The organism is Lonsdalea iberica, assembly GCF_002111585.1.
GTDB lineage: Bacteria > Pseudomonadota > Gammaproteobacteria > Enterobacterales > Enterobacteriaceae > Lonsdalea > Lonsdalea iberica.
On record NZ_LUTP01000027.1, the window covers coordinates 1 to 21,525 of the forward strand.

At 50.0% G+C, this 21,525-nt stretch carries 21 protein-coding genes; 5 read left to right on the forward strand and 16 right to left on the reverse strand.

All coding sequences use genetic code 11. The features are described 5' to 3' along the window. Positions 1-58: 58 nt before the first annotated feature. Positions 59-472, reverse strand: coding sequence for a flagellar basal body rod protein FlgB (gene flgB / locus AU511_RS11325; RefSeq protein WP_094101943.1), 414 nt, complete (start codon positions 470-472; stop codon positions 59-61). Positions 473-677: 205 nt separating this feature from the next. On the opposite strand from flgB, the gene flgA reads away from it, so the two are divergent. The 3 genes from flgA (at position 678) to AU511_RS11340 (ending at position 2,195) form a co-directional block, all read left to right on the forward strand. Continuing rightward, the gene (flgA, locus tag AU511_RS11330) at positions 678-1,352 is read left to right on the forward strand and encodes a flagellar basal body P-ring formation chaperone FlgA (protein ID WP_094109732.1); all 675 of its coding nucleotides are present in this window, start codon (positions 678-680) and stop codon (positions 1,350-1,352) included. 80 nt (positions 1,353-1,432) lie between these two features. Continuing rightward, positions 1,433-1,729: a flagellar biosynthesis anti-sigma factor FlgM gene (gene flgM / locus AU511_RS11335; protein WP_094109734.1), complete on the forward strand. Its 297-nt coding sequence runs from the start codon at positions 1,433-1,435 to the stop codon at positions 1,727-1,729. 28 nt (positions 1,730-1,757) lie between these two features. Further along, positions 1,758-2,195, forward strand: coding sequence for a flagella synthesis protein FlgN (locus tag AU511_RS11340; RefSeq protein ID WP_094109735.1), 438 nt, complete (start codon positions 1,758-1,760; stop codon positions 2,193-2,195). Between the two features lie 22 nt (positions 2,196-2,217). Here the strand turns inward: AU511_RS11340 and AU511_RS11345 are convergent, their stop codons facing one another. The 14 genes from AU511_RS11345 to flhD form a co-directional block, all read right to left on the reverse strand. Continuing rightward, entirely contained in the window at positions 2,218-2,628 is a 411-nt protein-coding gene (locus AU511_RS11345; RefSeq protein WP_094109738.1) for a flagellar protein FlhE, read from the reverse strand. Further along, entirely contained in the window at positions 2,625-4,718 is a 2,094-nt protein-coding gene (flhA, locus tag AU511_RS11350; RefSeq protein ID WP_094101948.1) for a flagellar biosynthesis protein FlhA, read from the reverse strand. The genes AU511_RS11345 and flhA overlap by 4 nt, the downstream gene beginning before the upstream one ends. Continuing rightward, positions 4,711-5,862, reverse strand: coding sequence for a flagellar biosynthesis protein FlhB (flhB, locus tag AU511_RS11355; protein ID WP_094101949.1), 1,152 nt, complete (start codon positions 5,860-5,862; stop codon positions 4,711-4,713). The genes flhA and flhB overlap by 8 nt, the downstream gene beginning before the upstream one ends. 220 nt (positions 5,863-6,082) lie before the next feature. Continuing rightward, on the reverse strand, positions 6,083-6,730 hold the full coding sequence (cheZ, locus tag AU511_RS11360) for a protein phosphatase CheZ (RefSeq protein ID WP_026741075.1): 648 nt from the start codon (positions 6,728-6,730) through the stop codon (positions 6,083-6,085). Positions 6,731-6,739: 9 nt separating this feature from the next. Further along, entirely contained in the window at positions 6,740-7,129 is a 390-nt protein-coding gene (cheY, locus tag AU511_RS11365) for a chemotaxis response regulator CheY (protein ID WP_094101950.1), read from the reverse strand. A 37-nt stretch (positions 7,130-7,166) separates the two neighbouring features. Continuing rightward, positions 7,167-8,219, reverse strand: a complete 1,053-nt coding sequence (locus tag AU511_RS11370) for a protein-glutamate methylesterase/protein-glutamine glutaminase (RefSeq protein WP_094101951.1) — start codon at positions 8,217-8,219, stop codon at positions 7,167-7,169. Continuing rightward, positions 8,219-9,094 (reverse strand): protein-glutamate O-methyltransferase CheR, encoded by an 876-nt coding sequence (gene cheR / locus AU511_RS11375; protein ID WP_094101952.1) that lies wholly within the window; start codon positions 9,092-9,094, stop codon positions 8,219-8,221. The genes AU511_RS11370 and cheR overlap by 1 nt, the downstream gene beginning before the upstream one ends. A gap of 651 nt (positions 9,095-9,745) precedes the next feature. Continuing rightward, the gene (locus AU511_RS11380) at positions 9,746-11,443 is read right to left on the reverse strand and encodes a methyl-accepting chemotaxis protein (protein ID WP_094109768.1); all 1,698 of its coding nucleotides are present in this window, start codon (positions 11,441-11,443) and stop codon (positions 9,746-9,748) included. 135 nt (positions 11,444-11,578) lie between these two features. Next, positions 11,579-12,076, reverse strand: a complete 498-nt coding sequence (gene cheW / locus AU511_RS11385) for a chemotaxis protein CheW (RefSeq protein WP_094101953.1) — start codon at positions 12,074-12,076, stop codon at positions 11,579-11,581. Positions 12,077-12,112: 36 nt separating this feature from the next. Beyond that, complete coding sequence (cheA, locus tag AU511_RS11390) at positions 12,113-14,125, reverse strand: chemotaxis protein CheA (protein ID WP_205756449.1); 2,013 nt, start codon at positions 14,123-14,125, stop codon at positions 12,113-12,115. Positions 14,126-14,142: 17 nt separating this feature from the next. Further along, positions 14,143-15,288 carry a flagellar motor protein MotB gene (gene motB, locus AU511_RS11395; protein WP_094109743.1) on the reverse strand — a complete coding sequence of 382 codons (1,146 nt, stop codon included), beginning with the start codon at positions 15,286-15,288 and terminating at the stop codon, positions 14,143-14,145. Further along, positions 15,285-16,172, reverse strand: a complete 888-nt coding sequence (gene motA, locus AU511_RS11400) for a flagellar motor stator protein MotA (RefSeq protein ID WP_026741067.1) — start codon at positions 16,170-16,172, stop codon at positions 15,285-15,287. The genes motB and motA overlap by 4 nt, the downstream gene beginning before the upstream one ends. A gap of 132 nt (positions 16,173-16,304) precedes the next feature. After that, positions 16,305-16,883: a flagellar transcriptional regulator FlhC gene (gene flhC / locus AU511_RS11405; protein ID WP_094101956.1), complete on the reverse strand. Its 579-nt coding sequence runs from the start codon at positions 16,881-16,883 to the stop codon at positions 16,305-16,307. 2 nt (positions 16,884-16,885) lie between these two features. Continuing rightward, complete coding sequence (flhD, locus tag AU511_RS11410; protein WP_026741065.1) at positions 16,886-17,236, reverse strand: flagellar transcriptional regulator FlhD; 351 nt, start codon at positions 17,234-17,236, stop codon at positions 16,886-16,888. 2,138 nt (positions 17,237-19,374) lie between these two features. Here flhD and AU511_RS11415 point away from each other — a divergent pair. Next, positions 19,375-20,508, forward strand: a complete 1,134-nt coding sequence (locus AU511_RS11415; protein ID WP_094109744.1) for a DUF3289 family protein — start codon at positions 19,375-19,377, stop codon at positions 20,506-20,508. Continuing rightward, positions 20,505-21,188, forward strand: coding sequence for a hypothetical protein (locus tag AU511_RS11420; protein WP_094109745.1), 684 nt, complete (start codon positions 20,505-20,507; stop codon positions 21,186-21,188). The genes AU511_RS11415 and AU511_RS11420 overlap by 4 nt, the downstream gene beginning before the upstream one ends. A gap of 6 nt (positions 21,189-21,194) precedes the next feature. Here AU511_RS11420 and AU511_RS11425 read toward each other — a convergent pair whose 3' ends face one another. Beyond that, entirely contained in the window at positions 21,195-21,380 is a 186-nt protein-coding gene (locus AU511_RS11425; protein ID WP_094109747.1) for a hypothetical protein, read from the reverse strand. Positions 21,381-21,525 lie beyond the last annotated feature (145 nt).

Below are 21,525 nucleotides of genomic sequence, written 5' to 3' on the forward strand. Positions count from 1 at the left end.
GACTGCGCGGTAAGCGCAGAACCCGAAATTTCGAAGATATTAATTAGCGACATACGCGTTATTTATCCTGTAACACTGACATCATGCTTTTGATTTGGCCGTTTAACAGCGTAAGATCCGTTTGATACCGCAGACTGTTGTCTGCGAAATTTGTCCGTTCTCTGTCCATATCTACGGTGTTCCCATCCAGGGCCGGCTGATCGGGGACGCGATAGAGCAGATCTAAATCAGGCGTTGACGTAGTAGATGCGGGGATATGACGGGTCGACGTGGTGGCCAACGACATCGATGTGCCGGACGCGCGACCTTGCTTCAGGGCTTTATTCAGCTCGCTGGAAAAGTCTATATCCCGGGCTTGATAACCAGGCGTGTCCGCATTTGCGATATTCGCAGAGAGGACCTCCTGGCGTTGAGCCCTTAAATTCAACGCTTCCTGCTGGAAGCGGAATGAAGCATCTAATTTGTCGAGCATGCTTTCCCTCAGGAAAAGTAATTAAAGAAGAGTGACGATAGACAGGATAAACTTCGCGCGGCAACTTTATCGACGGAATAGACGGGAAATGAGGGGCTATTTTCTCGTTTGGCGCTGACCGCATCTCTGTAAACTGCACAGGCGATGTTGTGTACTTCGGCAGTCGGCTCGACTTCATTTGAGAAAACGGACAGGGGAATTTTTGATGGGATTTTGGCGCAAATCAATCTTATGTAAGATTTTTTTCCTTGTCTCATTGACCCCGGCAGTGGCCGCTGACCGCGACCAAATTACGGCTCAAATCAAGACGTTCATCCAGGGACAGCTTGGCGCTCCCTCCGCTGAAGTTAATGTCGTTGTTAAAACACCGGTCGAAAGACTTGAATTATGCTCCGAGCCTCAGTTGTCGTTGCCTTCAAGAAAGAAAATATGGGGCACCCTCAGCATTCGAGCCATGTGCGGGACCACTCGCCATTTTCTGCAGGCGAGTGTTCAGGTGACTGCGCCATATCTTGTCGCCACGCGCCCAATACCGCCTAAACAGAAAATTCAGGCTGAAGACGTCACGCTGCAACGCGGCCGACTTGACGCATTGAGCGTATCGCCATTGACGGATCCCTCGCTCGCCATCGGCGCTATCAGCATTCGCATGATTGGCGCTGGACAACCTATTGCTGGCAGCATGCTGCGAAACCCTTGGGCCATCAAAATGGGCGAAACCGTGAAAGTCACAGTTGCGGGAGAAGGATTTAGCATTGTCAGCGAGGGGAAATCCATGGATAACGCCGCGATCAACGACACCGTCAGAATCCGCATGGAGTCTGGACAAATTATTACTGGAATAGCGGCTGAAAAAGGGCTGGTAAAAATTGTACAATAAGCGTTAAAGCTTCGGGTGAATCGTCCGATATAAGTATTCAGTCACTATACCGATATCATATTTGTAATTAGGGAGGCCTCATGAGCATTGATAGTACTCGTCCGGTATCTGGAGTAAAATCAATACAAAATACGGAAGCGGATTTACTTCACTCCACGAAAAGTAAATCCACTTCTTCCAGCAGTGCAGCGAGCGCCACCGGTCAGACGCAGGTCAGCCTGAGCGAGACTCAGTCCAGCCTGATGCAGCCGAGCAGCCAGGACATCGATATGGAAAAAGTCGATACCCTGAAGCAGGCTATCAAGGACGGAAAACTGGAAGTCGACGTGGGCAAAATCGCCGATGCACTGCTGAGTGAAGTACAGACGACTATCTGATCAAATTATTAAAAGGCAACGTTGGCCCATGCAAATGAATGAAGTGTTGGAACAGATGCTGAACAGCCTGGTGTCACTCAAAGAGATCTTGTCCCAAGAGCAGGATGAACTGAGTGCACGCCAGGTTAATCCTGCGTTTTTGCACCGGGTAACTGAGAATAAAAATGAGCAGTTGTCTATTCTCAAGCATTTTGACAATCAGCGTTTGGCATTGGATGAGCAGTTGTCAGTTAAACCTCCCTACCCCCACTCGCCCGAGCTGAATGCTCAGTGGTCTCAAATTCATGAGCTGACGCGCGTGCTGAGTCAATACAATCACCGCAATGGCCTATTGCTGAACGCGCACCTTGAAAACAACCAGCAGTCGCTGGCTTTCCTCGAGCAGAAACAGCGTCAAGGCATCTACGGCCCGAACGGTCAGACCGAGAACAGCGGTTCCCACTTAGGCCGTAAGTTCAGCGTTTAAGACGACATTCAAATCAATAACGTTACTTTTTGGTGTAATTGACGATCAGCTGGTATTTCGTGACTCGCATAGGCTGCCGTAACGCGCCTTTCCCGGGAACGTGGAATACCAGATAGAACGGTGTTTCCGCCGACAATCCCGCAAACATTTCCGTACTCCCATTTTGCCCATTCAGACGAACACACTGCCCCGGAATACAGAGAGAGGCGTGAAGACCCGTCGAATTTCGTGACAACAGCTCATAACGCCAAAGGACCGAGGTCAGAATAGCCCCCTTGGGGAAAGAGCCGTTTGCATGAAGTAAAGCTGAGCGTTTGGCGATACCTTTCTGACTGATAAGCAGATTAGCGCCTTCCCATACGGGGTGCTTATTGGCGGAAGCCGCATTAGGGAGGCCGACCGCCAACAACAGCATCAGGGCAAAACGTTTCACTGCCCTGACCCGCCAATGACTGACGTCATGCGAATTTGGCGCGTGTCGGTAATTTCCTGGTTAGAAAGAACAACCAGCTGCGGCAGGCTGCGGCGCAGGAATCTCGACAACAGCGGACGAAGCGCATGCGTGACCAGCAGAACCGGCGGCGCGCCGAGCGCTTCCTGATGTTGGACCGCGTCCTGAGCCTGAGAAAGCAGTCTGTCGGCCAGTCCTGGCTCCAAACCGCCGCCGTTCTGCATCGCCTGCAGTAGTACGCGCTCCAGCGACGACTCCAGACCGATCACCTGAATATCATCATTACCCGGGAACCATTGCTGAGTAATGGCGCGGCCTAATGCCACGCGAACGACCACGGTAAGTTCGTTCGGGTCTTTCTGAATCGCTGCATGTTCAGACAGTGTTTCCAGAATCGTGCACATGTCACGGATGGACACACGCTCGGCCAGCAGATTTTGCAACACCTTATGCAACACCGTCAGGGTGACGATATTCGGGATAAAGTCATCAGCCAGCTTCGGCATCTCTTTCGTGACGCGATCCATCAATTGCTGCGCTTCCTGACGACCAAACAGCTCACTGGCGTAGACGTTGATCAAATGGTTCAGGTGAGTCGCTACCACGGTACTTGACTCAACCACCGTAAAGCCCTGCGCCTGCGCCTGATCTTTCAGCGCACTCTCAATCCACACGGCAGGCAAACCAAAGGCAGGATCTTTGGTGATTTCGCCGGCCAGTTTGCCTATGGCGCTGCCGGGGTTAATCGCCATCCAACGACCCGGGTGCGCTTCGCCACTGCCGATTTCAACCCCTTTCATCAGGATGCGATAACCCGCAGGCTGCAGTTCGAGGTTGTCTCGAATATGGACAACCGGAGGTAAGAAGCCGATTTCCTGTGCGAATTTTTTACGAATACTTCTGATACGTCCCAACAATTCGCCGTTTTGTTGGAAGTCCACCATCGGGATAAGACGATAACCCACTTCGAGTCCGAGCTGATCTTCCAGCTGTACGTCATCCCAACTCGCTTCAATAATTTGCTGTTGCTGACTTTCCGCCAGAGCAGGTTCTGCCGCCGATGCCGTCGATTTTCGTTCGGCTTTCCCACGCGTCCACCAGGCGACGCCCAGCAATATCGCGGTAAACAGCAGGAAGACAAAGTTAGGCATGCCCGGAACCAAGCCGATCAAACCCAGCACGCCGGCGCTCAGCACCATCACCTTCGGATTACTGAACAGCTGGGTAACCATCTGCTCGCCGACATCCTGCTCGGTGCTGACGCGAGTTACGATGACACCCGCCGCGGTGGAAATCACCAACGCAGGGATCTGTGCGACCAGACCATCACCGATAGTCAACAGCGTATAGCTCTGTGCTGCATGCCCCAGATCCATGTTGTGCTGAATGACTCCAACCAACAGACCACCAATAATGTTGATGGCCATAATCATCAGCCCGGCGATAGCGTCGCCGCGTACAAACTTACTGGCACCATCCATCGAGCCGTAGAAGTCGGCTTCCTGAGTCACTTCCGAACGACGCTTTTTCGCTTCAGCTTCACCAATAAGGCCGGCATTGAGATCGGCGTCGATCGCCATCTGTTTACCCGGCATCCCGTCCAGCACGAAACGCGCGCCGACTTCAGCGATACGGCCGGCACCTTTGGTAATGACCATGAAGTTGATCAAGACCAGGATGATAAACACCACGATACCGATGGCGAAGTTTCCGCCCACCAGGAAATGGCCGAAAGCTTCTACCACCTTCCCTGCGGCACCGGCTCCTGTATGTCCTTCCATCAAAATGATTCGTGTTGAGGCAACGTTGAGCGACAGTCGCAACAGCGTTGAAAACAGCAGAATCGTCGGGAAGGCGGCAAACTCGAGCGTCCGCTGGGTGAACATGGCGACCAGGAGCACCATGACGGAAAGCGCGATGTTGAAGGTAAACAGCAGATCCAGAATAAACGGCGGCAGCGGGAGCACCATCATCGACAGGATCATCAAAATCAAGATCGGTCCTGCTAAAACCTGCCACTGCGTATCTTTTAAGTTGCCTGGCAAGCGTAGCAATGAAGCCAGATTAGCCATCAGTCGTGTTCTCTTTTGCAAAGTCCAGTGAATCTGGCACAGATAAATGAGTTGGTTTCTGCGGCGTCAGGCCGCCTTCACGTTTCCAACGTTTAATTTGGTAAACCCATACCAACACTTCGGCCACGGCCGCATACAGTGTGGCTGGGATGCTTTTTCCAATCTCAGCGTGCTTATAGAGCGCCCTCGCCAAGGGGGGCGCTTCCAACGTCGGCACGCGATGTTCAGCGCCGACTTCTCGAATCTTCAGTGCGATATCTCCGGCGCCTTTAGCGAGGACTTTCGGCGCGCTCATCTTTTTGTCGTTGTACTGCAGCGCGACCGCATAATGCGTCGGGTTAGTCACAATCACATCGGCTTTAGGGACATCAGCCATCATGCGTCGCTGGGCTATCGCTCGCTGCATCTGACGAATGCGCCCTTTGATATGCGGGTCCCCTTCGTTCTGTTTGGACTCATCCCGGATATCCTGCTTACTCATACGCAGTTTTTTCAAGTGGCTCCAGATTTGCCAGAAGACGTCAAAGGCCACCATAGGGATCATACTGAGCAGGACCAAAAAACCGCAGTAAATCGCCAGTTCCAACGCATCGCCGAGCGCCGTCACTAGCGGTTCGGAAATCAGCCGCAAAATCTCCGGCCATTTATGCCAAAGGAACAGCCCCGTCACAAAGCCCACCACGACCGCTTTAATGATGGCTTTAAACAACTCAGCTACCATCTGTGATGAAAACAGTCGTTTGAGCCCCGCTATCGGATCAAGCTTTTCAAGATTGAACTCGATGGACTTGGTACTGAACACCAGACCACCCAGCATAACCGGCGCACCAATGGCGACAAAGACCATCCCCATCATGATTGGGACCAGTGCCATCGCAGCCAGTTTCAGCAACGCGAAAACGTGGCGCCCCATCTGCTTGTTGTCATTGATGATGTCGTGATTAAAATACAGTCCCTGACTCAGCATCGTGCCAAGTCGCTGATACATCATGTCACCGGTCATCCACAATATTCCCAGCCCAATAATGAGCATGAGAATAGATGTCAATTCTCGGGATCGAGGAACTTGACCTTCCTCGCGGGCTTTTTCCGTTCGGTGGGCTGTGGGGGCCTCTGTTTTTTCCAGATCGCTATCGTCTGCCACGTTAGCTATTCCTGTTTGTTACTGACCAAAGCGAAAAATACACGCGATTAGCATGACAAATAAGAAAAAACTTGATGGGTGGAAAAAAGAAGAAAAGAGGTGGCTATTTGATGCATCAGTCAAAGAGAGGGGATTTACGGTCGGGAGAAACCCGACCGTAAAAATCCACATACCTTTGCCTGATATTCCCCACTCGATACTCGTTGGGGGAGCGGGCGAATCAGAATCCGAGGCTGTCGAGCAAATCGTCGACCTGGTCCTGATTCGAAACAATACCAGCAGCAGTTTTATCAACTTGAGGACCGTTGAGCAGTCCATCGTCAGCACGCTTCGGTTCGGCCTTTTTCTCTGGCATATTTTCCAGCAAGACCATCAGCAGCTGTTTCTCAATCTCCTGGACAACATCCATCATACGTTTGATGACCTGCCCCGTCAGATCCTGGAAGTCCTGAGCCATCATGATTTCCAGTAACTGAGCATTGGTGAAAGAGGTATGTTCAGGAACTTCCTGTAGATAACTCCGGGTATCCGTTACCAGCTCACGTGCATCGGCCAACTCAATCGGGTTTTCAAACCACTCATCCCAGCGCGTGGTCAGGGATTTGGCGTCTTCTTCCAGCTTATTCTGACGTGGTTGAGAAGCCTCAACACAGCTCAGAGCGCGCTCTGCCGCCTGTGCAGTCATCTGAACAACATAATCAAGGCGATCCCGAGCGTCAGGAATCGCTTCCGCCGCTTCGGCAATGGCATGATCTAAGCCCAGCTCTTTCAGGCTATCACGCAGCATGCGTGTCAGTTGACCAATGCGGGAAATGATCTCGGTCGCTGACGCGTTATCGTTAACAGGGGGCACCGGATGTGGATTCATGACATCTCCTTACATACCCAGCTTTTCGAAAATTTTACCCAGCTTTTCTTCAAGCGTAGCCGCAGTAAAGGGTTTAACCACGTAGCCGCTGGCGCCAGCCTGCGCTGCCGCAATGATGTTCTCTTTCTTCGCTTCGGCGGTCACCATCAGTACAGGAAGCTTAGACAGCGTGCCGTCGGCTCGGATGGTCTGTAACAGTTCAAGACCATCCATATTCGGCATATTCCAGTCGGAAATGACGAAGTCGAAACCGCCGGTGCGCAGCTTGTGCAGAGCGTCTGCACCATCTTCTGCTTCTTCCACATTGTTAAAGCCCAGCTCTTTTAGCAAATTTCTTACGATGCGACGCATCGTCGAGAAATCATCAACCACTAAAAATCTGAGTTCTTTATCAGCCATACCTACTCCTACAGTTATTATTGCTCACTCGGAGCTGCTATATACGTAATGCCTGTCCGGCAGAAATTTGAGCCAGCATTCGCTGACTTACCTGGTGCAAATCCACCACTTCGTCGACACCACCGAGCGCAATAGCCTCTCGAGGCATACCGAAAACTACACAACTGGCTTCATTTTGCGCCATCGTGTACGCGCCGGCCTGATGCATCTCCAGCATTCCCATCGCGCCATCGTTGCCCATCCCCGTCAGAATGACACCGACTGCGTTACGGCCTGCGTATTTCGCCACCGAGCGAAACAATACGTCAACCGAAGGGCGATGCCGGTTCACCGGTGCCTCGTCATGTAGCTTGACCTGATAGTTTGCTCCACTACGCGAAAGCTCCATGTGACGAGCCCCCGGCGCAATATAGGCATGCCCAGGCAGCACTCGCTCTCCGTCTACCGCTTCCTTCACCGTGATCTGGCAAAGCTTGTTCAAACGCTCAGCGAAAGATTTGGTGAAGCCTGGGGGCATGTGCTGCGTGATGATGACCGCAGGGCAAGTCGGCGGCAGCGGCTGAAGCACATGGCGAATCGCCTCTGTACCACCGGTTGACGCGCCGATCGCAATCAGTTTTTCGCTACTCAGCAGCGGTGAGCTAAGCACTTTGACCGGTGCCGCAGCGCTCTGGGTATGCTGGGGAAGACGCGCTTTGGCGGCGGTACGGATTTTGTCCGCAATGAGTTCGCTGTACGACAGCATCCCTTCACGAATCCCCAACTGAGGTTTGGTCACAAAATCAATCGCGCCCAGCTCAAGCGCCCGCAGCGTGATTTCCGATCCCTTGCCCGTCAGTGATGACACCATGACGACCGGCATCGGTCTCAGTCGCATCAACTTCTCAAGAAAATCCAGTCCGTCCATGCGCGGCATTTCGACATCCAACGTCAGAACCTGTGGATTGAATTTTTTGATCAGGTCGCGCGCCACCAACGGATCCGGCGCGGTCGCGACCACTTCCATATCGGGATGGCTGTTGATGATCTCAGTCATGATTTGGCGCATGAGCGCGGAGTCATCAACGCACAATACTTTTATCTTGCTCATTATCTTTCCTTAGCCAGCCCATAAACAGTCTGCCCGCGCAGATAGAATTCCCGACTGATCTGACTGAAATTCTCTGAATGACCAGCAAATAGTAATCCGCCGGGTTTAAGCAGCGGGACAAAGCGACGCAGGATGCGTTCCTGCGTTTCTTTGTCGAAATAGATCATGATGTTACGGCAAAAAATGGCATCAAATGGCGCGGGGACGGACCACTCCGGCGCCAAGAGATTCACCTGCTGAAAATGAACCATTGAGGCCAGCTCGGGACGCACACGAACCAAGCCGCTATGCGGGCCGGTGCCGCGTAAGAAGAAACGCTGCATCTGCTGTGGCGAGAGCGAGCGTAATTCATCCTGTCGATAGATGCCGGCAGAGGCCTTTTCCAACACCTGGGTATCGATATCGCTGGCAACCACTTGGCAGCGATTATGTGATTTGTCGCCAAAAACCTCAGCCAACGTCATTGCTAACGAATAAGGCTCTTCGCCCGTAGAAGCGGCTGTACTCCAGACGGAGTAGTTCCCTTGCCGCTTGCGAGCGTGCTCAGCCAAAATCGGGAAATGATGCGCCTCACGGAAAAAAGCCGTCAGGTTGGTGGTCAATGCGTTAGTGAACGCTTGCCATTCTGCACTGTTGGGATCCGCCTCCAACAAGGCCAGGTATTGACCGAAATCGTTGATGCCCAGCAGCCGCAGACGCCGAACCAAGCGGTTATAAACCATTTCACGCTTGTGATCGGCCAGCACGATGCCGGCGCGTTGATAAATCAGCTGGCTGATACGTTTAAAGTGCGTATCAGAAAGCGGTAACCGTTCAACCATCTGCGACAAAATTGACGCAGATCCGGAATGATTTGGCGATGTCGTATTTTTCATTGTCTAACTGCCCGAAAATGGATAGGTTATCTTCTTGTTTTTCAATATGGGCTCATCCCTAACAGCAATTACAGGCATACCATTTATCAGATATCCATCTTCTGCAGATGTATGGCACAGCCACTGCGCCTTACTGGTAAACATTCAACCATCTGCCTCTAAAACTTAGAGAGCTGCTCATGTTTTTTGTACCAACGCCGAATTAGCTCAGGTGACTTGTCCATCTTAGTCACTGCGTTTACCCACTTCGATACCTCTGTACTTGCTGCCAGAGGCTACAGCAGCCATGTCCACATATTGTCAACTACGGCCATCAATCAAAAACTGCTTTTATAATGCGCTGCCGGTTTTCCGGCAGCGCTGCCTTTTAGGCTATATGTTTGCTGTGTGAACTACGTCTTTGCCCAACTCTCAAAGAGCTGTCAGCCAATCTTCCGGCACGACAAGTCCCCTACACTAACTCCATCGGCTGATGCCGGCCTTTCTTTAACTCAATCCGCCTTTTCAGGGGGTAATAGCCGAAAATATAACCTTTCGGCTAGCAAAAACGATTTTGCCGGCCTCAAACAGAGGCCGGACAAACGGTCTTCAGTACAGATTTAAGCGTAGCGGCAATTCATACTGACCACCCCACTACGCGCTTGAAAGGGATCAGAACTTTTCCCAATTATTACTAGATGCTGCTTCCGCCCCAGCATTTCTTTTGCCAGTAGATTTTCCCACTGTCGGACTCAGCAGCGCCGTTTTACCGGCCGCAGGAGCAATGGCAGGACGGAAAGAATTCCTTTCCTCCGGCAAATGGAACAGCGACACCGAATGGTTCAACCCACGAACCTGTTCTTCCAGCGCGACCGCGGCAGAGGCTGACTCTTCCACCAACGCGGCGTTCTGCTGAGTCACCCGGTCCATTTCCGTCACCGCCTGACCAACCTGATCGATCCCTTTGCTCTGCTCATCGGATGCGGAAGCGATTTCGCCCATGATATCGGTCACTCGCGTAACCGCGCCGACAATCTCGCCCATGGTTTCACCCGCCGTCTCGACCAATTTTGAACCTTCGTCTACACGTCCGACAGAGTCGTCAATCAGGGTTTTGATCTCTTTTGCCGCTTGGGCGCTGCGCTGCGCCAGGTTACGAACTTCACCCGCGACTACGGCAAAACCACGACCCTGTTCGCCGGCACGCGCCGCTTCAACGGCGGCATTCAGCGCAAGGATGTTGGTCTGGAATGCAATACCGTCTATCACACTGGTGATATCAGAGATTTTCTGTGAGCTGCCGGCGATATCGTGCATCGTTTTCACCACGTTATCGACAACCTGACCGCCCTTCTGCGCCGTTTCGGAAGCGCTCAGCGCCAGTTGGCTAGCCTGCCGCGCATTTTCGGCGTTCTGTTTCACCGTCGCGGTCAGCTGTTCCATGCTCGCCGCCGTTTCCTCAAGGGAAGCGGCTTGCTGCTCGGTGCGGGAAGACAGATCGTTGTTGCCGGCGCTGATTTCCGTTGAGCCGGTATAAATGGCTTCCGCCCCCCGTCGTACGGCACTCACCGTGGTGATGAATTCACTCTGCATATGACGAAGGCTGTCAGCCAGAATACCCATTTCATTGGTACCCTGGAACTCAAGGCGATGAGTCAGATCGCCTTTCGCCATATAACGGATATTTTCGACAATCCTGTTCAGCGGTTGGATAAGCGCGCGGTTGACACCCAGCCAAACTAGGCCGGACATCAGCAGTACGAAGACCACGATCGAGCCAAGAACCCACAGTGCAGACTTATAAGCCGACTCGTTCTCTTCTATGGCGTCTTTGTAAATGACGTCATAAGAGTCACGGTAAGTCATGTAGGTTTTTTCAAACGTGTTCTGATAACTCTGCGTTGGCTGATCGAGGAACGCCTGCAGCTTGCCTGTTGTAATAAACACAACCAGTTCGCCTAAGGCGCCATTTAACGTATTAAAATCGGTTTTGACCGCCGCTTGAATAGCTTTGTTTTGTTTTGGCGAATACGGGATGTTTTCATATTTGCCGAAACGGTCGTTAGCCATCTGCAGCTGTTTTTTTGCTAATTCAATGAGCTCGTTCGCAACAGAGTTGTCCGTAGATTGGGTGCTCTGATTCAGCGCCAAATACGATCCGGCCCTATTCAGGGTATTACGAGCCTGCAGCAGGTAGGTCCAGGTTGCGTCCAACTCCGATCTTTGTTCATTGAGAATGCGCGTATCGCGAAAAATATCACGGTCCGTTTTCAACGCATTGAAAAACAGGCCACCAGAGACGAATTGAAGAGCACTGAATAATGCCAAGATAAGAACTAAACTGGTTACCACTTTGATACGATTGAGCATGTGAATCTTTTCCATAGTTCCATGACCCTATCCTTGGTAAGAGAACATTACCTGGACAGGTTTCCGTATAAAGAGAAATTCATTACATATGACTCGGGCCATACTTTGATGGCCCGCCGTTATGTGTTGTGTGAATCAACCTTTCAGAACGCTATCAACCAGCGCCATTTCTTCGCTGCTTAACAGTTTTTCGATATCCACCAAAATCAGCATCCGTTCGCCCAAGGAACCCAGGCCGGTGAGATATTCCGTTGAAAGCGTCACCGCAAACTCCGGAGCAGGACGGATTTGATCCGCCTTCAAAGAAAGCACATCAGATACACCGTCAACGACGATACCCACGACGCGCTGTCCAAGATTCAGCACGATGACGACCGTATTGTCATCGTAGTCAACTTCTTGCTGTGCAAATTTGATGCGTAAGTCAACGATCGGAACAATAACGCCGCGCAGGTTGGTTACACCTTTAATAAAGGAAGGGGTATTGGCAATGCGAGTCACCTGATCGTAACCCCGAATTTCCTGCACCTTCAGAATATCGACGCCGTATTCTTCGTCGCCAAGCGTAAAGATCAGGAATTCCTGCCCTACGGTTTCACCTGCCAGTTTTGTGACGTTTGCAAGTCCAGTCATGTTACTCACCTTATTATCATTAGCCGTTATTTTTTGTTAAGCGGTCTCTACCACACGCTTTTCACGATAAAGCGCCTGCAATGCCGACACATCAACAATCAGCGCAACACTACCATCGCCTAGAATCGTTGCGCCTGAAACGCCCGGCACCTTGCGGTAGTTGCTTTCCAGGTTCTTCACTACCACCTGATGCTGACCAATCAGTTGATCAACCAGCAATGCGTAACGACGTCCCGCACTTTGCAGAATGACGACAATGCCCTGGGTTGCATCCGTCTTCGCATTTTCTACATCAAATACCTGATAAAGCTCGATCAGAGGCAGATATTCGCCACGAACTTGCAATACTCTCTCGCCGCCAGCCAGCGGGTAGAGATCTTCAGATTGAGGCTGAAGAGATTCCATGACCGCATTCAGTGGCAGAATGAAGACTTCGCCGTTAACCTTGACGGACATGCCATCCAGAATCGCCAGAGTTAATGGCAGCAGGATACGGATCGTGGTCCCCTTCTCTTTTTGGAAGTAGATTTCCACGTGACCGCCCATCTCCTGGATATTACGTTTAACCACATCCATACCCACGCCGCGGCCAGAAACATCAGTGACTTTTTCCGCCGTGGAGAAACCGGGTGCGAAGATCAGCATCCCGACTTCCTCATCCGTCATGCTGTCGCTAACGGAGAGTCCCTGTGAGAGGGCTTTGGCGAGAATACGTTCACGGTTCAGCCCGGCGCCATCATCGATAACTTCGATGCAAATGTTCCCGCCCTGATGTTCAGCAGACAGAGTCAGGTTACCCACCGCTGTTTTACCCGCGGCGACACGATCCTCTGGGTGCTCAATACCGTGGTCTAGGCTGTTACGCACCAGGTGAGTCAGCGGGTCAATAATGCGTTCGATTAGACTTTTATCGAGTTCCGTAGAGCTGCCTTGCAACGTCAATTCAACTTCTTTGCCGAGCTTGGCGGCTAAATCGCGCACCAGACGCGGGAAGCGGCTGAAGACGTATTCCATCGGCATCATACGAATGGACATGACGGATTCTTGCAGATCACGCGCGTTGCGCTCGAGTTGCCCCATGCTGTTCAGCAAGTCGCCGTGAACCACAGGGTCCAGCGCGCTGGAACGTTGAGCCAGCATAGATTGCGTGATCACCAGTTCACCAACCAGGTTGATAAGCTGATCGACTTTTTCGACCGCGACGCGAATGCTGGTATCGCCGGTTTTCGGTCGTGCCTTGGCCGCTTCCGCCGGTTTGGTCACTGGCGCGGCAGGTTTAGCCGGCGCGGCCTCAGCCGGAGCTGGCGCAGGTTCCGGAGCTTCAGGCTTGGCTGCCTCTTGCGGCGGCGCCGCAGGAGCAGCAGGCTCCGCGCCAGAGGTTTTGAAGTTGATCTGTTCGGGTTCCAGTACGAAACACAGCACCGCAGTGATGTCGTCCTGGCTTTCAGTCGTCACCAGCGTGGCTTCCACGCTGTTTGCCGTCTGGTGCAAATCTTTTACCGTTCCCAAATTGGCCAGTTCTTCCAGCAGCTGCGGGATTTCCTGCTCTTTTAGGTTGGTTAACGCAATATGAAGTTCATTATGGCCCGCGGGCGTCGATGGCGCTGCCGACGCAGTGGAAGCACTTTCGTTGGTCGCAGCAGCAGACGCGGCTCCGCCCTCAGCCTCTTTAGACTCGAGCGCAAGCTGACGAAGGGCCTTGCAGATGTACTCGAAGCTTTCGGCGTTCGGTTCCTGCGCGGTTTTATAAGCGTCCAACTGATCCTGCATAATGTCTTTTGTTTCCAGAAACAGGTTGATAATGTCAGTGCTCAGCCGCATTTCGCCGCGTCTGGCACCATCTAACAGGTTCTCCAGTAAATGCGTGGTTTCCTGTAATACCTTGAAACCAAACGTCCCGGCGCCCCCTTTAATCGAGTGAGCCGCTCGGAAGATCGCATTCATCTGTTCGGTATCTGGGCTTGACGGGTCGAGCAGCAATAAATGCTGTTCCATATCCGCCAACAATTCGTCTGCTTCATCAAAGAACGTTTGATAGAAAGCACTCATGTCCATGCTCACGTGGGTCACCTCTGCTGTGAATCGTGGCTTGTTGAAGAAGGCGTCGCCTGGCTATCAGGAGAAGCGGGCAAAGCGGTAGTCGGCTGTGTGCGACCAGCAGCAGATGCGCTATTCGTCTCAATGACGGAAACGGACCCCGGCGTTCCAGCCGAGCCTTGTGCCGGTGCCGGTGCCGGTGCCGGTGCCGGTATTTTATTTACGACCCCAGGCGAAGCGCCGCTGCTACTGTTATTGTCGGCAGGTGTCGGGGTAGGTTTAGCGTTATCAGAGTTGATATTTTGTAAATTCTCAGCCTTATCAATATCAACCGCATTGCTTTCCGCGTTTTCACGCTCAATGCTCTCTTGAGTCTGCTTGTTCAGCACGACCAGGCTGATTCGCCGGTTTATCGCATCATCGCCGCCCTGGGCCTGCTTAAGCCCCATAGTGGCGGCCATACCGACGACGCGCAGTACCTTGCCCTCTGACAAGCCGCCGGCGATGAGTTCCCGTCGGGATGCATTAGCGCGGTCCGCAGACAATTCCCAGTTGCTGTAACGCCGTTCGCCGGTCACATAAGGCGCATCGTCTGTGTGACCAGATAGGCTGATTTTGTTGGGGATATCATTCAGGATCGGCGCAATGGCGCGTAGAATATCGCTCATATACGGCTCCACCTGAGCGCTGCCGCGCTTGAACATTGGCCTTTTCTGGCTATCAATGATCTGAATTCTCAGACCTTCTTCGACCATCTCAATCAGCAAATGCGGACGCAATGCACGAAGTCGCGGGTCGGCCTCAATCAGTTGATCGAGCTTGTCCCGCAGTTTGTTTAATTTGGCTTCTTCACGTTGACGTTGGTCTTTGGAAACATCTATCTGCTTCCTGACTTCACCGTCTTGCTGAGTTGGATCTTGTCCACCGCCGGGGATAGGGCTGGACGCGTCGCTGATGCGCGCCCCATCGGTCATCGCGACCTTTAGCGGGGTGCGAAAATATTCCGCAATCTGCGCCAGCTGGGAAGGAGATGAAATGGCGATAAGCCACATCACCAGGAACAGCGCCATCATGGCGGTCATGAAGTCGGCATAAGCAATCTTCCAAGCCCCGCCGTGGTGGCCTCCATGACCCGATTTACGCTTTTTACGAATAATGGGGTGCTGATGTTTCATGCGTCATTTTCCGCTGACTGTGCCGCCGGCGCCTTCACATTGCGAATATGCTCCTCCATTTCGGTGAACGAAGGACGAATCGTGGAGTACAACGTCTTGCGCCCGAATTCGACGGCAATCTGCGGCGCATAGCCGTTGAGGCTGGACAGCAAAGTCACTTTGATGCATTGAAGCACTTTGATTTTTTCGGCGTTTTTCTGCCGAAGCAGTGATGCGAGGGGAGAGACAAATCCATAGGCCATAAGAATACCCAGGAAGGTCCCGACCATCGCATGCGCGATCATCATCCCCAGCTCAGCGGCGGGCCGGTCGACATAAGCCAGTGAATGCACTACGCCCATTACCGCGGCGACGATACCGAATGCGGGAAGACCATCGCCAATCTGAGTCAGACTGGACGCAGGAACTTCACACTCATGTTCGACAGTCTCGATTTCCTCATCCATCAACGTTTCAATCTCGAAGGCATTCATGTTGCCACTGACCATGAGACGCAGATAATCCGTAACAAATTCAACAACATAATTGTCTGACAGTATGCGAGGATAGCTGGAGAAGATTTCGCTTTCTTTAGGATTGTCGATGTCGAACTCGAGAGAAAGCATTCCTTGTTGGCGTGATTTAGCCATGAGTCTGAAGAGTACAGCCATGAGGTCCATATACACAGCTTTAGTATATTTCGAACCTTTGAAGAGCAGCGGTAAAGCCTTGATTGTGCCTTTGATTGCCTTACCGTTGTTTCCCACGATAAACGCACCGATGGCAGCACCACCGATAATCAGCAACTCGGAAGGCTGATAAAGTGCACCTAGCTCTCCACCGACGATAAGATAACCGCCCAGGATGGAGCCTATAATGACGATATAACCCAATATAACCAGCACAAGCATTCCTTATAGTAACAAGGGGTAGTGGAGTGAGGTTAAAACGCAGTCTTATCGCGTACGACTTAAGAAGGAAAGAGCCCTGCCATTATGCCTAAATGCTCAATGGCAGGTTCACTAGCGCTACCAAGCTCAGACTGCGTGCTTAACCTGCTCGTCCAGCAGTTGAGGTAGGATATCGGCAACGTTTGGAGAAAGTTTACGTCTTTTTACTGCCCGGGAAGGCGGTTGGCATAAACTACAGACGAAAACGTTTTTAGGCTGGTGCGCATGGGTAATAAACATCCCATTGCAGCAATTGCAGGCCGATAACTGCAACATGCCGCTGTCGACAAAACGCACCAGCGTCCAAGCCCGCGTTAGCGCCAGCAAGGGAGTTTCATTGTGTGGGGAGCATTGTTCGATATAAAGACGATACGCTTTGATGACGGCTTCCACCCCGCTGCATTTACTGATTTTGAGTAAATACAGGTAAGCGTTGTAAAACATGGAAGAGTGAATGTTTTGTTCCCACGTCATGAACCAATCAGTTGAAAACGGCAGCATGCCTTTGGGCGGAGGACTGCCTCTCAATTCTTTGTATAACTTGATGAGACGCCCACGGCTCAGCTGCGTTTCACTTTCCAGCATTTGCAAACGTGCGCCAAGCGTAATCAGTTCCATAGCTAACTGAATATCTTTAGCTTCCTGAACAATACTTTTCTCAGCCATTATTATGCCCTTTTCTTAGGCACGTTCTCTTCTTTTGAAGACAACTGTTGAAGTAAATGACTCGACAGAAGAATACCGGTATGGATCTGCTGCAAATCATCCACGCGGGATTCTTGAGTCAGTTGCTTAATAGTCGTGTGATCGCTGAATCGGAAGTGACAAATCAACTGATTTGTTTCAGCTAGTTTTACCATTTGAGGCAATGTTAGCTGCATCAACGCATCAGCCATTTCATCATCAATGCCCAGACGAAACATCGCAGAAGCTTTTTCGTCATTAATCAGACGTTGTGCCAGTAACAAATAAGACAGGTTTATATCATAAATGTGCTTGAGTAGTTCAGAGGTACCCATAATCCATCCCAACAGGCTATGTTTCAAACATAAATCAGGTGATAGTCGCTATCGCCCAGTTCAATAATCACTCTCCATAGGTGGCATGAAAACTATCGGTGCCAGATGTGCCTACTACTTCACGCAATTTTGTTTCGACGTGTTTTACCATGCCGATTTCAACATCTTTTAGGCTCCCATTATCCATCACCTCACCAGCTCCCTTACGTCAGTTATCGTCCTTAAACGAGGCATAGGATTAATCCTAAACGGTTGTCACTCTACCGCCTATGCCCCAGCACATACAACGCAGCCGCATGTGAATTTTGACAATTATGTGATCTAAATCACGAAAATGAAAGTTTTCGCTTCCATCTGTGCGGCTTTTTTTTCCGCACCCTGAAAGTTTTTTATACAAAAAACAGACAGAAATCCAAAAAATCCGCATTCTGTAAATATTTTACAGGTTGCCACGATAACCACAACCAACTGTTTTTAAAAGAAAAACAAATTGATCTTATAATCCAGATCATCTTGAGAACAAAATAACATCAAATTTCCATTAAAAAAAACAAACTAATAACCAAAGTTATTATTGTTCCGATAATTATTTTTTAGGACAAGCTATAAGATGCGTACATGTATTACTAGCTAGAACCCTCAAGAATAAGAAACAAATTTTCCCAAAAAACCATACGCATTTTGTGGCAATTATTCACCGTCAAGCATGATGAAACTAAAAGACAAATTAGGTGCACACTCCTTCATTGGACTGCTTTCACGCCTGATAACGACTTGAAAGAGCGATAAACCTTGATGCCTAAAAAAGCGACTGCTTTTCGTAAAAGATAAATTTTTATATAGAGCTACTGCTAATACAGAACTTAGAAAATGAACTTTAGGTAATCCGACGAGATAAATGTTGTTTACCACAAAATATTTATAATCCTCTCGGTAAAGTTAACCCTTTTTCATCACAGCGTGACGCAATTCGTTAGTGTGCTTATAAACATAAGCGGAGATTATTCGGCTAATTTTATACTTGCTATTTATATTTTGCTTAATGCAAAGATATTGAACCGCCGTTTATTACACGTTCTTTTGGCATCTAACTAAAGCAGATAAGATTGAAATCGATTATTAGCGTCTTCATTATATTGATGTCATTAACTTGACATAATCAGTCAGGCCCCAAACACAGATGCTGTTCGGGCATCAGCTAACTTTCAGTTTGCGATGCTTTCGTCTGCCATACCTTTCGCCCAGGATAAAAAATTTTTCAACTTAATATAGGTAGACTATCTGGCGATCATCGTGACTACTTTTTGTGGATTTTTTATATAAAGGATCAATTCTGTCTTAAATATTGGTCATCGCTTCACACATCGGTATCGGTCCTCTACCCACTCCATGAGAATAGCAGACATGCCGAAATCGTTATGTTTTATGCTCCCCCTTTTTACCTATCATTAGGATAGCCACGTTCGGTTTGCGCATGTGGTATCTACACCCCGGCTCATCCCCTCTCTATGCGATGTTGAATATGCCCTGCTTCTTGTTTTCACTTCCCCCCTCTATCGTTACACGCCTTTACTTATTGACTAAACAATTCACTTCCCAATAGTAAGGATACTTTTGATAAAAAATAGAATACCTGCGCGGAAAACGCCATAAAGGAAGCAGCCTTGGTCAGCCAGGCCTTAAACGTCGAAGATAAACCGTGCGGCAAAATCGAAATCACAACGCCGACTACACTTCTGCGGTTTTAGAAATCACGCTCAGACGGAGCTTCCCGCTGATCAAGTCGAAGGAGAACAGACAACGTGATCGCTTATAGACATACGTGCAATGAGGGAGGATGAAACAGTCGATTTCAGACACAGTAATGCACATCCCCCCAGCCGGTTCCAATTTATGGTCAAGTCACATGCGTATGCCTGCAGGGGCGAACAGCCCCGTAGCACCTCCTCCGGTACATAACATCGTATTTAAATGATGTCATTATGCGTCTGCATACTAAAAATACATGCCGACACCAGGGAAAATTAAACCGCCGATTTGGCGGTTTTATCGTGGCATATCGTTCATTTACATAACTATAAGTTGCGCATAGACTATCCGCGCTTCACAGGGATAGATCTGTTTACAGGGAATGAAACATGCTAATCACCAAGCGTCTGGATGAACTTACCCCAGATGAATTTACGCGTATCTTATCGCCCGAAAAAGGCAGTGCGCTGGACGCCCAAACCGTCGTATTAGGCTCGCAAGAGCACGCCTGTTGTTCATTGACAGCGGGCACCTTAGACATCAACGCCAACCGCGATTTCGCCAATACCATCCGGAATGCCTATGACCGCGCTAGGGTGAATGCGCCGGCACAGAAAGCCGGCTGGGGGTTTGCGCCTCGCCCGGCCACGCCGAGAATAGAACCCGAGCCGACGCTCAAGGTCACCGAAGTGACCGATACCACCAGTGCGACGCGGATCCATTTACCCGTTCTGGTATATCAGTCGCCGCGTAAACCCGGTTTTAACGCTGACGGCAGTCCTGCTGCGGATATGACCTATGGCGATATGACCGAGGAAGAGATCAAATCCATACCAAATTTTGGCCATTTACCTCTTTTTGCAAAGGATGGTTATTTATTTGGCTTCGATTCACCGACCATCAACTTCATAAAATTCAGGGTGATGGCGGCGACGTTGTTCTCTTCCGGGGATCTGAGAAACGTTATTCTCGCGATGATTGCCAAATTTGAAAAAAAAGAAGGTGGGGAATTTAGGCATCCAGCGCTAACACGCGCCGTTCGTGCGCATCCAAACACACAAGCGTTCATAAAAACCTTACTGCAGGGTGTTGATGATACAATCAAACTGCAACATGGCGAAATTAACTCTGTTGCTTTAAATAATTGGATGATGAGCTATCAGAATATAATTAAAAAATCACTTCGCCCCCCAGCTTTCAATACATTCGAAGATAAATACTTAGCCTGGTTAAATGGTGGACTGACGTTTGCCATCAATGACGTTTGGGCGGCAAAGGCAGAAATTGTTGACTTTGACCGTTGTGGTCGGTTTTACAAAGGTAAGGTTCGGGTAACTTTTTATGATCATTTTGGACTGGATATCCCTGATATTGGCCCAGATCCAGATACTGCGGAGATAAAGGTTTACAGCGTGCTTGGAGGCTTTAGATCTTGGTTCATACTCCAACATTTAAATAAATTCGGTTATAAGCCGTTCATCACCGTAGTCGAAATGGATTACCCCATTAAAGGGAACATATGAAAAAGACATTTATATTTTTGGTTATAAATTATCTATTGGTTATGCTGGATCGTTTATATTCCTTCAATAACGAGACGCTTTTTTGGGATCACTATTCAATAATAGTCCCACTGTCATGGTTCATCACTCCCATATGTACACTTGTTTTCTTATTCAGTAAGCAGTGGCGTTATGCTATATGTATCATTCTCCTTCATGCAGCCATGCTGCTATGGATCAACTACATCGGCCCGTTTTCAACGCATTTCTTTTTCGGGACACCTTCGATTGAAAAACGAGAAGGGTACGAATTTTATATAGATGTCTCTGGCGAACGAGGTTACGACTATATCGTCACGTCTCCGCCTAAAAGTCAGCGCGCTTTTACTGCTCTCATCGCAGATTATTTCAGTAAGCATCCTTTAGGAGACGTGGATTATAGTGGAGTGTTGTACATAAAGAGTATCGACACGATGAGTAACGGCAAAATTGCTAAAGCTCATTGGTGGGATCAACCTATGCGTGGCAGAGCACTAATTGATGCTGATATTTCAGAGTACGAAATTGCCAACGTTGCTAATCTTGAAGATGGATCGCTGAAAATCTGGTTTATCGGCGATCACGGAGTGACGTGCGAGAATAATCAGTCAGGCAACGTGATCATCAAACCCGATGGTACTCAAACCCCCACCTGTGACTAACACCCACTAGGCAAAAAACAGCGCGACGCTGAGCACATCTTTCAGCGCCGCTTTGATATTCGGCAGCGGCTCGGTATGCAGGGGGATCGCCTGCTCCGCCTGCCGATGTACCGCCATCCAGCCGTCATCGTTAAATACCGCATAGATCTCAACCGGACAGTGATTCAGATTGCCGATGCAACCAGCATGCAAATATCACTTAAACTATTGTCGCTCTGGAGACGTGCGCCTAGAGCTACGAACGCTGCTCGCCTTCAAGTTCATACCCAAAACACATTAAGGTTAGATACTCCAGACTTGGATCCGATCAGGCCAACTGCCCTATAAGAAATATGGC